Origin of the sequence: Micromonospora peucetia (genome assembly GCF_900091625.1) — a bacterium.
In the GTDB taxonomy this organism is placed as follows: domain Bacteria; phylum Actinomycetota; class Actinomycetes; order Mycobacteriales; family Micromonosporaceae; genus Micromonospora; species Micromonospora peucetia.
Genome location: NZ_FMIC01000002.1, coordinates 4,910,461 through 4,923,439, shown reverse-complemented (window position 1 = coordinate 4,923,439; position 12,979 = coordinate 4,910,461). Strand labels below are relative to the sequence as shown.

At 72.6% G+C, this 12,979-nt stretch carries 9 protein-coding genes; 7 read left to right on the top strand and 2 right to left on the bottom strand.

The window, feature by feature from the left end:
• Positions 1-8: 8 nt before the first annotated feature.
• Positions 9-1,355, bottom strand: coding sequence for an ABC transporter substrate-binding protein (locus GA0070608_RS22275; protein WP_091630467.1), 1,347 nt, complete (start codon positions 1,353-1,355; stop codon positions 9-11).
• Positions 1,356-1,374: 19 nt separating this feature from the next.
• Complete coding sequence (locus GA0070608_RS22270; RefSeq protein ID WP_091630466.1) at positions 1,375-2,502, bottom strand: LacI family DNA-binding transcriptional regulator; 1,128 nt, start codon at positions 2,500-2,502, stop codon at positions 1,375-1,377.
• 238 nt (positions 2,503-2,740) lie between these two features.
• Between GA0070608_RS22270 and GA0070608_RS22265 the strand changes: the two genes are divergently transcribed.
• From GA0070608_RS22265 to GA0070608_RS22235, 7 genes are all read left to right on the top strand, one after another.
• The gene (locus tag GA0070608_RS22265; RefSeq protein WP_091630465.1) at positions 2,741-4,069 is read left to right on the top strand and encodes a Gfo/Idh/MocA family protein; all 1,329 of its coding nucleotides are present in this window, start codon (positions 2,741-2,743) and stop codon (positions 4,067-4,069) included.
• 29 nt (positions 4,070-4,098) lie between these two features.
• Positions 4,099-5,523, top strand: coding sequence for a glucuronate isomerase (gene uxaC, locus GA0070608_RS22260; RefSeq protein ID WP_176733802.1), 1,425 nt, complete (start codon positions 4,099-4,101; stop codon positions 5,521-5,523).
• On the top strand, positions 5,520-6,824 hold the full coding sequence (locus GA0070608_RS22255; RefSeq protein ID WP_091630463.1) for an enolase C-terminal domain-like protein: 1,305 nt from the start codon (positions 5,520-5,522) through the stop codon (positions 6,822-6,824). Before uxaC ends, GA0070608_RS22255 begins: the two co-directional genes overlap by 4 nt.
• The gene (locus GA0070608_RS22250; RefSeq protein ID WP_176733801.1) at positions 6,815-8,305 is read left to right on the top strand and encodes a mannitol dehydrogenase family protein; all 1,491 of its coding nucleotides are present in this window, start codon (positions 6,815-6,817) and stop codon (positions 8,303-8,305) included. Before GA0070608_RS22255 ends, GA0070608_RS22250 begins: the two co-directional genes overlap by 10 nt.
• A 32-nt stretch (positions 8,306-8,337) precedes the next feature.
• Positions 8,338-9,582 (top strand): Gfo/Idh/MocA family protein, encoded by a 1,245-nt coding sequence (locus GA0070608_RS22245; protein ID WP_091630462.1) that lies wholly within the window; start codon positions 8,338-8,340, stop codon positions 9,580-9,582.
• Positions 9,583-9,906: 324 nt separating this feature from the next.
• Entirely contained in the window at positions 9,907-11,178 is a 1,272-nt protein-coding gene (locus GA0070608_RS22240; RefSeq protein WP_425413256.1) for a pectate lyase family protein, read from the top strand.
• Between the two features lie 249 nt (positions 11,179-11,427).
• On the top strand, positions 11,428-12,807 hold the full coding sequence (locus GA0070608_RS22235) for a pectate lyase (RefSeq protein WP_245715884.1): 1,380 nt from the start codon (positions 11,428-11,430) through the stop codon (positions 12,805-12,807).
• Positions 12,808-12,979 lie beyond the last annotated feature (172 nt).

Sequence of the window (12,979 nt, the reverse complement as noted above, 5' to 3'; positions counted from 1 at the left end):
CGTCAGGGTCAGGCGATGGCGGACTTGCAGGCGGCGAGGAACTGCTCCGCCGCCTGGGCGGGGGCGACCCGGCCGTACTGGGCGTTCTCGGCGGCCTTGATCAGCTCAGACTTGACCTTGCTGTGGCCCTTGATCGGCACCTGCGGCGATTCGCCGAACTTCTGCGCCAGATCGGACTCCACCTGGATCGACTGCTTCATCGCCGGGTCGGTCACGTCGTCGCTGACCACCCGGCGCAGGTCCAGGTTGGACGGCAGGCCCCGGTCGGTGCCGAGGATCTTGACGGCCTCGGGGTCGTTGGCCAGAAAGTTGATCACATCGACCGTGACGTCCTTGTGCTTGCTGCCCTTGAAGACGGACCAGTACATGGAGGCGCGGGCCCACTGGGCGCTCGGGTCACCGGGGTAGGCGATGACGCCCAACTCGTCCTTGGTGTTCTTCTTCAGCTCCGGCATCTGGTTGACCCAGACCCAGCTCGTGCCGGCCTTGCCGGTGACCACGAGCTGCTTGGTGATGTCGGTGGCGTTGCCCTCGTGGATGATGTCGGGGGTCGGGGTGGCGCCCCGGTCCCGGGCGCCCTTCCACAGGTCGAACCACTTCGTCACGTCCTCGGCGGTGAAGCCGAGCTCCTTGCCCTTGTAGAGGTCCTTGCCCTGCTGGCGCAGCCACACCCAGAACGCCTTGTAGTCGGCGCTCGGGTCCTGGGTGCCGGGCACCTTCGTCTTCTTCGCCACCTGCTCGGCCCAGGCGATGTGCTCCTCCCAGCTCATGCCGGTGGTCGGCTCGGGCAGGCCGTTCTTCGTGAGCAACGTCTTGTTGTAGACCAGGCCCTGGGTGTTCTCCCCCGCGGCCACGCCGGCGAGCTTGCCGTCGACCACGCCGTACTGCCAGAGGCTCTTGGGGAACTTCGACACGTCGAGATCGCCTGCGTCCTTGTAGGACGTCAGGTCGAGGGTGGTGCTGCGGGACGCGTACTCGGCCAGGTAGTTGTCGTCGATCTGGAAGATGTCCGGCGGGTTGCCACCGGCGGTGAGGGTGGCCAGCTTGTCGAAGTAGCCCTGGTTGGCCTGCCAGGTCTTCTCGAAGGTGACGTTCGGGTGCTTCTTCGTGTAGAGGGCGAGGGCCTCCTCGGTCAGCTTCGCCCGGGCCTCACCGCCCCACCAGAAGATCGAGAGCTTGACCGGGGCGTTCGGATCGGTGCTCGTCTCCTCGTCGCCGCAGCCGGCGGCACCGAGGACCAGGGGCAGGGCGACGACCGCGGCGAGCAGGCCGCGGATCAGCCGCCGTCGGCGGACGGGAGTACGGTGAACGGGCACGGCGTACGTGCCAGTGGTGGGGGGCGTTGCGGGGTGCATGTGCGCTCACTCCTTGGCGTTAGGAGGCGACCACGCCACCGGTGGCCGCGGTCGGGCGACCCGGGCCCGCAAGGCGATGCGGGCCCGGGGTGGCCGACTCGGCGTCGGGGCGGTTCCGACCGTCCGCCGGCGCGGCGGCGGTCGAGTCGCGGATGACCAGTTCGGTCTGGAGCATTACCTGTGCGGTGGTACGACGGTCGTCGCTCGTGACACCCCGGCTGCCGCGTGATCCGCGGGCGGCGACGGTGTCGTGTTGCAGGAGCATGTCGACGGCCGTCCGGCCGGCGGCCGCGTTGGGCGTGGCCACCGTCGTCAACTTGGGCCGGGTGAGCCGGCTGAGGGCGATGTCGTCGATGCCGACGACGCTCACGTCCTGCGGGACGCGCAACCCGAGGGCGTCGAGCCCCTCGATCAGGCCGATCGCCATCAGGTCGTTGTAGGCGAGGACCGCCGTGGTCCCGCTGCGGCGGACCTGCTCGGCGAGGGCCGCGCCGCCGGTCTCGGTGGGCTGGTTGGGCCCGAGCACCGTGAACTCGGCGCCGCCGGCCCGCGCCGCCACGCCGGCCGCCCGGCGGATCTCCCGGCTGGTCCACGAGCCGCGCGGCCCGCTGAGCAGCGCGATCCGTCGGTGCCCGAGGCCGAGCAGGTGCTCGATTGCCGACCGGGCGCCCTGGCCGACGTCCATGGTGACGCACGGCAGGCCGGCGACCTGACGGTTTATCACCACCAGCGGCACCTCGCGGCTGAGCTGCTCGATCATGCTGTTGCTCATCCGCGGGCTGCACAGCAGCACCCCGTCCACCTGCTTGGCGAGGGCGTGGACCAGCTCTTCCTCGGCGATCGGATCCTCATTGGTGTCGGCCACGAACACGTGGTAGTCACGCTGCCGGGCCTGGCTCTCCGCCGCCTTGATCAGCGGCGGGAAGAACGGGTTCGCGATGTCCGCGATGATCAGCCCGATGTTGTGCGTACGGCCGGTGATCAGGGCGCGGGCGGCGCGGTTGGGCCGGTAGCCGAGTTCTTCGGCGCAGGCCAGCACCCGGCCCCGGGTGTCCGGGTTGACCAGGTGCGGGGCCGAGAACGTGCGGGAGACCGTGGAGATGTGCACGCCGGAGGCCCGGGCGACGTCTCGGATGGTGGCTGGCACGGCGGGGCCCTTCGTCCAGTGTGGCTGGCGTCACGTCAGGTGCCGCCAATTAATGCAAACGGTTGCGCCGGTGTCAACGGTCGACGATTACAGATGTGTTTCGGCCACGCTCCCACCATGCTCTCAAATGCCCATCAAATCGGATCTATGCCGCCGGTTTGACATCGATCGTTGACGGCGCCGCGTGGCTCGTGGTTATTTCGCTGCAAACCTTTGCAGCAATCGGAAGGCGGTCGCCATGTCGTCCAGCAACGGTCAGCGGGTCCGTCACGCCCTCGTGGGCACCGGTTCCCGGGCCGAGATGTTCGTCCGGGCGCTGGTGCGCGACCACGCCGACACCGCCGAACTCGTCGCGTTCGCCGACGTCAACCAGGCCCGGATGGGCGCCCACAACCGCTGGCTCGGCGAGCTGGGCCACCCGCCGGTGCCGACGTACCGGGCCGACGACCTGGCCGCCATGCTCGGCGGGGAACGCGTCGACGTGCTGGTGGTGACCAGCGTGGACGACACCCACGCCGGGCACATCGACACGGCGCTGCGGGCCGGCTGCGACGTCATCACCGAGAAGCCGATGACCGTCGACGCCGCCGGCTGCCGGCAGATCCTCGACGCGGTCGCCGACACCGGCCGGCAGGTACGGGTGGCGTTCAACTACCGCTACAACCCGTTGCACGAGAAGCTGCGGGAACTGCTCGCCGACGGCGCGGTCGGCGAGGTGGGCTCGGTGCACTTCGAGTGGCTGCTCGACGTGCGACACGGTGCCGACTACTTCCGCCGCTGGCACCGCGACAAGGCGCACTCGGGCGGGCTGATGGTGCACAAGGCCGGCCACCACTTCGACCTGGTCAACTGGTGGTTGGACGCCACCCCCGTCGAGGTGTACGCCAGCGGCCGGCTGTTCTTCTACGGCGAGGCCGGTCGCCGGCATGGCCACGCACGCGACTACGACCGGGCGCACGGTTCCCCCGCCGCCGGCGACGACCCGTTCGCGCTGCGCCTCGACGCGCACCCGAAACTGCGCGAGCTCTACCTCGACGCGGAGGCCGAGGACGGCTACCAGCGCGACCGCAACGTCTTCGCACCCGGCGTCGACATCGAGGACGACATGGCGGTGCTGGCCCGGTACTCCACCGGCGCGACGATGACCTACCACCTCACCGCGTACGCCCCCTACGAGGGCTACCGGGTGATGGTCAACGGCAGCCGGGGCCGCGTGGAGCTGGAGGTCGTGGAGAGCGACCACGTCAGCCCGGCGTCCGCCGGTGCGCTCAAGGGCGCGGCGCTGCACGGCGACGAGGCCGCCGCCGAGGCCGGCCACGCCACGCTGACCCTGCGGCCGTTCTGGGCGCCGCCGCAGGTCGTACCCGTGTCCGGGCACACCCGCTCCGGGCACGGTGGCGCTGACACCCGGATGGCCCGGGTCCTGATCGGCGGCGAGCCGGACCCGATGGGACGGGCGGCGACCGCCCGCGACGGTGCCCTCGCCCTGCTCACCGGGCTGGCCGCGAACCGGTCCTTCACCACCGGCGCCCCGGTCCAGGTCGCCGACCTGCTCGACCTCCCCTGAGCCGAGAACCCTTCCGAGGAGTCCCATCCGTGCCCACGACCGACCTGCTCTTCCCCGCCGACCCCGCGCAGCGCGCGGTGGCCCGACGGCTGTACGCGTTGGCCGCCCCCCAGCCGATCATCTCCCCGCACGGGCACGTCGACCCGTCGATCCTGGCCGAGGACCGCCCGTTCCCCGACCCGGCACGGCTGCTCATCGTGCCCGACCACTACCTCACCCGGATGCTGCTCAGCCAGGGAGTACCCCCGGCCGACCTGGGCGTGCCCACCGTCGACGGCAGCGACACGGAGACCGACGGGCGCGCCATCTGGCGACGCGTCGCCGCGCACTGGCACCTGTTCCGGGGCACCCCGTCGCGGCTCTGGCTGGAGCAGACCTTCCGCGAGGTGTTCGGGGTGCGCACCCCGCTCTCGCCGGCCACCGCCGACGCCGTCTACGACGAGCTGGCGGCCCGGCTCGCCGAGCCGGAGTTCCGGCCTCGGGCGCTCTTCGAGCGGTTCGGCATCGAGGTGCTCGCCACCACCGAGTCGCCCCTGGACGACCTCGGGCAGCACGCCAAGCTCGCAGCCGACGGCTGGGGCGGGCCGGGCGGTCGGGTGATCACCACGTTCCGGCCGGACAACGTGGCCGACATGGAATTCGACGGCTGGGCCGGCAACGTCGCCCGACTCGGGGAGATCACCGGCGAGGACACCGGCAGGTACGCCGGCTACCTGGCGGCGCTGCGCCGGCAGCGGGAGGTCTTCATCGCGGCCGGCGCCACCTCGACCGACCACGGCCACCCGACCGCGCGCACCCTGACGCTGGGCGCGGACGAGGCGGCGCGGCTCTACGACCGGGGGCTGCGGGGGCTCGCCGACGCGGCCGACGCGGAGACGTTCCGGGCGCACATGCTGCTGGAGTTCGCCCGGATGTCGCTGGACGACGGCCTCGTCATGCAACTGCACCCCGGGGCGGTGCGCAACCACAACCGCTGGCTGTACGCGCGACACGGCCGCGACGTCGGTGGCGACCTGCCGCAGGCCACGGAATACCTGCACGCGCTGACCCCGCTGCTGGACGCGTACGGCAACGACCCGCGGCTGCGGGTGGTGCTCTACACCCTCGACGAGTACACCTTCAGCCGGGAACTCGCGCCGCTGGCGGGCGGGTACGCCGCGGTGTACCTCGGCGCGCCCTGGTGGTTCCTGGACTCGCCGGAGGTGCTGCGCCGCTTCCGCGAGTCGGTCACCGAGTCCGCGGGCTTCTACAACACCGCCGGATTCGTCGACGACACCCGCGCGTTCTGCTCCATCCCGGTACGCCACGACGTGGCCCGCCGGGTCGACGCCGGCTACCTGGCCCGGCTGGTCACCGAGCACCGGCTCGGTGAGGACGAGGCCGCCGAGACCATCGTCGACCTGGCGTACCGGCTGCCGAAGAAGGTCTTCAAGATCGGAGAGAAGGTCCTGTGAGTGTCACCGTCACCGCCGTCGACGTGCACGACGTACGGTTCCCGACCGCCGCCGCCGGCGACGGCTCGGACGCGATCAACCGGGGCGACTACTCGGCCAGCTACGTCGAGCTACGCACCGACGCCGGCGTCACCGGGGCCGGGTTCACCTTCACCAACGGTCGGGGCAACGAGGTGACCTGCGCGGCGATCCGCGCCCTCGCCCACCACGTGCAGGGCCGGACCGTGGAGGAGATCTTCGCCGACCCGGTGGCGTTCTGGCGCTCGCTCAGCGCCGACGTGCAGCTGCGCTGGCTGGGCCCGGAGAAGGGGGTCATCCACATGGCCACCGGCGCGCTGGTCAACGCGGTCTGGGACCTGCGGGCCAAGCTGGCCGGCAAGCCGATGTGGCAGCTGCTCGCCGAGCTGCCCACCGAGGAGCTGGTGGCCAGCATCGACTTCCACCACATCACCGACGCCATCACCCCGCACGAGGCGGCGGCCATCCTCGACAAGGGGCTGGTCGGGCTGGACGAGCGCCGCGCCGGGCTGGAGCGCGACGGGTTCCCGTCGTACACCACCTCCGTGGGGTGGCTGGGCTACCCCGACGACAAGGTCCGGGCGCTGACCCGGCAGGCGTACGCCGAGGGTTGGCGGGCGATGAAGATGAAGGTCGGCGGGCTGCCGGTCGACGACCTGCGGCGGGCCCGGATCATCCGGGCGGAGATCGGGCCGGACGCGCTGCTGATGATGGACGCCAACCAGGTCTGGGACGTCGACGAGGCGATCACCAACATGACCGCCCTGGCCGAGGTGGACCCGTACTGGATCGAGGAGCCGACGCACGCCGACGACATCCTCGGGCACGCCCGGATCGCCCGGGCGGTCACCGGGCTGACCGGCGGCCGGTGCCGGGTCGCCACCGGCGAGGTGGCCGCCAACCGGGTCATCTTCAAGCAGCTGCTCCAGGCCGAGGCGATCGGCGTGATGCAGATCGACGCCTGCCGGGTCGGCGGCGTCAACGAGGTCCTCGCCGAGATCCTGATGGCGGCGAAGTTCGGGGTGCCGATCTGCCCGCACGCCGGCGGCGTGGGCCTGTGCGAGTACGTCCAGCACCTGGCGGTCTTCGACTACCTGCGGGTCGGCACCAGCCTCGACGGCCGGATGGTGGAGTACGTGGACCACCTGCACGAGCACTTCGTCGACCCGGTGCGCACCCGCGAGGGGCGCTACCTGCTGCCGACGGCGCCCGGCTACAGCTCCACCATGAAGCCGGAGTCGGTCGCCGGGTTCCGCTTCCCGGACGGGCCGGTGTGGCGGTGAGCGTCGGCGTCGCCCGGCTCGGGCTCGGCACGCTGCGCCGGGTGCCGACCGACAGCCGCCCGCTGCTGCGCCCGGGCAGCGCGCCGGCCGGGATCGTGCACCTCGGGTTGGGCGCGTTCCACCGCGCCCACCAGGCGGTCTACACCGAGGAGGCGATGGCCCGGGCAGGGGGCGACTGGGGCATCGTCGGCGTGGCGCCACGCAACCCCGACGTGGTGACGACGCTGGCCGCGCAGGACAACCTGTTCAGCGTCACCACCACCAGCGCCGAAGGGTGTCACACCCGGGTGGTCGGCGCGCTGGCGGGAACGCGACACGCCGCGGGTGACCCCGCCGCCGTGGTGGCGCTGCTGGCCGACCCGGGGATCCGGGTGGTCACCCTCACCGTCACGGAGAAGGCGTACCAGCTCGACCCGGTGACCGGGCTGCTGCGGCCGGACCCGGAGGTCGCCGCCGATCTGCGTACCGACCGGGTGCCGGTCACCGTCCCGGGCCTGCTGCTGCGCGGGCTGCTCGCCCGCGCCGCCGCGCAGGGCCCGCCGCTGGCGCTGGTCAGCTGCGACAACCTGCCCGCCAACGGCCGCCGGTTGCGCGGCCTGGTCGAGCAGTCGGTGGCGTACGCGGGGGTGCCGGAGCCGCTGGCCGGGTGGGTACGCGACCACGTCAGCTTCCCGGGCACCATGGTGGACCGGATCGTGCCGGCCAGCACGGCACGGACCCTCGCCGACGCCGAGCGGGCGCTGGGGGTGGCCGACCTGGCGGCGGTGGTGGCCGAGCCGTACCGACAGTGGGTCATCGAGGACGACTTCCCGGGCGGGCGGCCGGCCTGGGAGCGGGCCGGCGCGGTGCTCACCACCGACGCGGGGCCCTGGGAGCGGCTGAAGCTGCGCGCCCTCAACGGCGTGCACTCGGCCGCCGCCTACCTGGGCGCGCTGGCCGGCCGGGAGACCGTCGCCGACGCGCTGGCGCTGCCGCACCTGACCACGGTGCTGCGGCAGCTGGTCGCCGAGGACGTGGCGGCCAGCTTCGACCCACCCGAGGGCGTCTCGGTCGTCGCGTACGGCGACGAGGTGCTGGCGAGGTTCGCCAACCCGTCGATCCACCACCGCACCCTCCAGGTGGCCATGGACGGCTCGCAGAAGCTGCCGCAGCGGGTCCTGCACACCATCGCCGACCTGCGGGCCGGCGGGCGGTCGGCGCACTGGGCCACACTGGTGGTGGCCGCCTGGCTGCGTTTCGCCCAGGGCCACGCCGACGACGGCCGCCTGCTGCCGTTGGCTGATCCGCTCGCCGAGGAGATCCGCGCGGCGCTCGCCGCCGGCCCCCGGACCCCGGCGGGGGCGGTCGACGCGGTGTTCGCGCTGCGCGCGGTCTTCCCCGCCCAGGTGGCCGAGGACGACGACGTGCGCGCCGAGGTGACCGGGTGGTTGACCGCCCTGCAACGGCACGGGGTGGCCGCGACGCTGGCGGGTGCCCGGTGACGGCCGCACCGGCGGGCCGGGACGGATCGCCGGTGCGGCCGGCCCACCCACGGGCCCGCACCGGGTCGCCCCCGACCGCCGCGCCCCGGGTCGCCGTCGTCGGGGCGAACGGGCACGGACGCTCGCACCGGCGGGTCGTCGCCCCGCTGCACGCCGCCGGGCGGCTGCGGCTGGTCGCCCTGGTCGACGTACGCCCGATCGAGGACGACCCGGCGGCTCCGGTGCCGGACGGCACTCTGGTCTGCACCGACCACCGGGAGATGCTGCGGACGGCCCGGCCGGACGTGGTGGTGGTCTGCACCCCGCCGCACACCCACCTGCCGATCGCCCTGGACGTGCTCGCCGCGGGCGCCGACCTGCTGCTGGAGAAGCCACCGGTGTTGTCCACCGCCGAGCATCGGGAACTCGCCGCCGCCCTGGCGGCGACGGGCCGGGCGTGCCAGGTGGGCTTCCAGGCGCTCGGTTCGGCGGCGCTGACGGAGCTGGCCGAGGCGGTCCGGGCCGGGCGGCTCGGGACCGTCACCGGCATCGCGACGGTGGCGGCCTGGCAGCGCCCCGACGCCTACTACGCGCGGGCACCGTGGGCCGGGCGGCGGACGCTGCACGGCCGGGCGGTGCTGGACGGTGCCCTCGCCAACCCGCTGGCGCACGCGGTCATGCAGTGCCTGGCGGTCGCCGAGGCCGCCGGGAACGGGCCGGTGGAACCCGCGCGGATCGAGGTGGAGCGCTACCGGGTCCGCCCGATCGAAGTGGACGACACGGCCACCCTGCGGGTGCTGTCCCGCTCGGGACCGCCGATCGTGGCGGCGGTGACCCTGGCCGGGGAGGACTTCGTCGCCGGGGAGGTGCTCGTGACCGGCACCGCCGGCCGGGCCGTGCTGGAGTACCCGACCGACCGCCTGCTGCTGCCCGGCGACGCCGGCCCGCGCGAGGTCCCGGGCCGGCGCGGGCTGCTGGAGAATCTCCTCGACCACCGGGCCGACCGTGCGGTGCCGCTGATCGCGCCGCTGGCGCGGACCGCCGGGTTCACCGCGGTGATGGAGGCGGTCACCGCCGCACCCGAGCCGACGCCGCTGGGCGGCGATCTCGTCACCGTCGCCGGCGACGGCCCGGGCCGGGTGTTGACCGTGCGCGGGATCAACCGGCTGCTGCGCCGGTCGGCCGACGAGGGGGCGCTGCTGTCGGAGCTGGCGGTGCCGTGGGCGGTGCCGCCGCACCGGACGGACCTGACCGGAGGGGACGAACCGCAACGCACTACAACTCAACCGCCCGTCTGACGCGGGTCCATACCGGACATAGTGCAACCAACCCGACCGAGGCGGTCGGGACAATATCGGCATACCTAAATCAGTTACAACATTTCTGCACACGCTGGTCATTGACTCACATAAATTGTGAAACCTACCGTTGCCTGATATCGAAAAGGCGACGAACAGGCGGTCCGACAGATGTGGAAGCAGACAGTGGGCGCGGCGATCATCGCCGTCACGCTCGCGGCGGCCCCCGGAAGCGTTACGGCAGCCCCGGCTCCCGACAGCGCGGCCCCTCCGGCTCCGGCTCCGGCTCCGGACGGCACGGCGGCTCCGGCTCCGGACGACGGCATGACCGCCACCGGCGGCGGGCTCTCCCCGGCCGCCCGGCACCTCGGCCGGCAGGCGCTGCCGGCCGGGGACGGTTGGGCGGCTGAGGGGACCGGCACCACCGGTGGCGCGACGGCGGAGCAGGTGCACGTGGTCTCCAGCCGGGCCGAGCTGGTCGCGGCCCTCGGCGGCGACAACGCCACCAACCGGGGCAACGCCACGCCGAAGATCATCTACGTCCGGGGCGTGGTGGACGGGTTCGAGGGGCCTGACGGGGCACTGCTCGACTGCGTCGACCTCGCCGACCCGGCGTACTCGCTGCCGGCGTACCTCGCGGCGTACGACCCGGCGGTATGGGGTCGGGTGGCACCGAGCGGGCCACTGGAGGCGGCGCGGGTGCGGTCCGTCGCGAACCAGACCCGGCAGACCCAGATCAACGTCGGCCCCAACACCACCGTCGTCGGGCTGCGCGGCGCCCGACTGACCGGCCTGACGCTGATGCTCGACGGGGCGCACAACACGATCGTGCGGAACCTGACCTTCGACGATGCCCGGGACTGCTTCCCCGCCTGGTCCCCCACCGACGGCGACGCCGGAAACTGGAACTCCCAGTACGACCAGGTCTCGGTGCGCCGCAGCGAGCACGTCTGGATCGACCACAACACGTTCACCGACGGCGACAACCCGGACAGCGGCCAGCCGGTGCGTTTCGGTCGGCCGTACCAGGTGCACGACGGGTCGGTGGACGTCACGCACACCGCGAGCCTGGTGACTGTCTCGTACAACCGGTTCGTCGGGCGGGACAAGGTCATGCTGATCGGCTCGTCCAACACCGTCGCCCCGGACGTCGGGCGGCTGAAGGTCAGCCTGCACCACAACCTCTTCGACGGGGTGCTCCAGCGGCTGCCCCGGGTGCGGTTCGGCCAGGTCGACGTCTGGAACAACCACTACCGGCTGGCCGGCGACGGTTTCGAGTACGCGATCGGCGTCGGGGTGCAGTCCGCCGTGGTCGCCGAGAACAACTTCTTCAGCCTCGGGGCCGGTGTCGCGGCCGGCGACCTGCTGTACGACTGGGGCGGCACCGCCGTCACCACCCGGGGCAACTGGGTCCGCGCCGCCGGGGACCGGGCCCGCCCTGTCGACCTGGTGGCCGCGTACAACGGGGCACACGAGCCGGACCTGGCCCCGGACGCCGGCTGGACGCCGACCCTGCGACGCGGCCCCGTGCTGCCGGCGCCCGCCGTGCCGGCGGTCGTGGGCGTGCTGGCCGGCGCGGACCGACTGCCCCTGTAGAACCCACGGCTGCAACAGACCTGCACATGCCGTGGCATTGACCGCCATCTTCGCCGAACCATAGTCTGAAACAGCACGGGGAAGCGCTTTCCAGGGCATCTGACCTCCCCGTCGAGCCTCGCCGGAGTCCGGGCCTCCGGCACGCGGGCCGGCGGGCACCGGTCCCGGTCACAGCACGTACCGTCCCGGCCCTCCCATCGGGCCACCGGACCGCGGACCGCCACACCACCCCCTCGAAGGAGAAAGATCGTGCAACTGAGACGCACTCACCGACGGGCCCTGGCGGCGGCCTTCACCGCCGGGGCGACCGCCGCCGTGCTGGCCGCCGGCCTGGGCTCGGCGGCCTCCGCCGCCACCGTCTTCTCGGACGACTTCAACGACGGCGACGCCAGCGGCTGGTCGAAGTCCGGCGGCACCTGGTCGGTGGTCACCGACACCTCCGGCGTGTTCCAGCAGTCCAACGCGGGCAGCGAACTGACCCGGCAGTTCGCCGGCCAGACGAGCTGGACCGACTATCAGGTCCAGGCGCGGGTCAAGCCGCTGTCCTTCGGCTCGTCGAGCAGCCTGGTGGGCCTGGCCGCCCGTTCGGCCAGCAGCACGAAGATGTACCGGCTGGCCCTGCTCGGCTCCGGCCGGGCCGAGTTGCAGGCGGTCAACGGCAGCCAGATCACCTCGCTCGGCTCGGCATCCGTGGGGGCCGCCGCCGGCAGCTGGTACACGCTACGCATCGAGACCGCCGGCAACACCATCCGAGGCTTCGTCAACGGCACCCAGGTCGGCTCCGGCACCAGTGCCCTGGCCTCCGCCGGCCGGATCGGGCTGGTCACCTCGTACGCCAGCGGCAGCTTCGACGACGTCGCGGTCGACTCCTCCGGCGGGACCACCCCGACCACACCGCCGTCGACCACCGCCCCGCCGACCACGCCGCCGCCCACCACACCCCCGCCGACCAACCCGCCGGCGAACTGGCCCACGCCGACGGGCAACTACAAGGTCGACGCCACCATCGACGTCCCGGTCAGCCTGGACGGCGGGCTCAAGCGGTACTACGGCATCGGCGACGGCGGGCAGGGCGAGAGCCAGGACCCGATGTTCCTGCTCGCCCCCGGAGCCACCCTGCGCAACGTCATCATCGGCGCCCCGGCCGGCGACGGCGTGCACTGCGAGGGCAACTGCACGCTGGTCAACGTCTGGTGGGAGGACGTCGGCGAGGACGCCGCGACCTTCCGGGGCGGCACCACCTACACCGTGGACGGTGGCGGGGCGCGCTCCGCCAGCGACAAGGTGTTCCAGCACAACGGCGGGGGCACCGTGTACATCCGCAACTTCCGGGTGGAGAGCTCCGGCAAGCTCTACCGGGCGTGCGGCAACTGCTCCACGTCGTACCAGCGGCACGTGGTGATGGACAACGTCACCGCGACCTCGACGAAGATGCTGGCCGGCATCAACACCAACTGGGGTGACACCGCCCGGTTCAGCCGGATCACCATCCTCAACGACCCGAACCGCACGACCCGGATCTGCGTGAAGTACAGGGGCGTGCCGAAGGGCAGCGAGCCGACCGAGATCGGTGAGGGCGCCGACGGCACCAACTGCCTCTACTCCACGTCGGACATCATCTGGCGATAGCCCGCACCCGGGCGACGCCGGCCCCGTGGACCTACCGGTCCGCGGGGCCGGCGCATAGGGTCACCCCTTTTCGCGCAGGCGCAGAGCCGCGACGGTAGCGTGGCGCCACAGCACGGCCCGTGGGGCGGATCTCCCGCCGGCATGGCGCTCGCGATTCGTACGGAGGAGGGTG

Excerpts from the sequence above, each read along its gene's own strand:
- GA0070608_RS22240 (WP_425413256.1), top strand. The coding sequence starts at position 9,907 with ATGACCGCCACCGGCGGCGGGCTCTCCCCGGCCGCCCGGCACCTCGGC.
- GA0070608_RS22275 (WP_091630467.1), bottom strand. The coding sequence starts at position 1,355 with ATGCACCCCGCAACGCCCCCCACCACTGGCACGTACGCCGTGCCCGTT.
- GA0070608_RS22265 (WP_091630465.1), top strand. The coding sequence starts at position 2,741 with ATGTCGTCCAGCAACGGTCAGCGGGTCCGTCACGCCCTCGTGGGCACC.